This is a genomic window from Alcanivorax sp. HI0083 (assembly GCF_001635175.1).
The window spans coordinates 1-450 of sequence record NZ_LWFX01000721.1 but is presented as its reverse complement, the minus strand read 5'-3'; the positions used below and the strand labels follow the sequence as shown (position 1 = coordinate 450).

At 58.7% G+C, this 450-nt stretch carries 1 protein-coding gene; it reads left to right on the top strand.

Annotated features, from left to right (window positions below):
• Window positions 1-450, top strand: a 450-nt coding sequence (locus A3754_RS07105; protein ID WP_156496878.1) for an AMP-binding protein, incomplete at both ends; no start/stop codon positions are given.

Below are 450 nucleotides of genomic sequence, written 5' to 3'. Positions count from 1 at the left end.
CCGCTGTTTCATATCGGCGGGGCGGCCGTGTTGTTCAATGCCCTGCGTACAGCGTCCACCTTCCTGTTGATCCCGGATCCCCGGGACATTGATCATTTTGTTGGTGAAATGCACAAGCGCACACCGACGGTGCTGGCTGCGGTGCCGGCGTTGTACCAAATGCTGTGCGCTAACGACACCTTCAAATCACTGGATTTCAGCGGCTTGCGTATGGCTATTTCCGGTGCCGCACCGTTTGCCAAAGAAGAGGTGCAGAAACTGGAAAGTGTGGTCGGTGCCGGCAAGTTTTGTGAAGTGTACGGCATGACTGAAACCAGCCCGGTGATCACGCTGAATCCGGCGTCACACTTCAAGGAAGCCCACGTGGGGATTCCGCTGCCGGGCACGGATGTGCGCATCGTCGATGCTGAAGACGGCACACGCCCCATGCCACAGGGCGAAGCCGGGGAG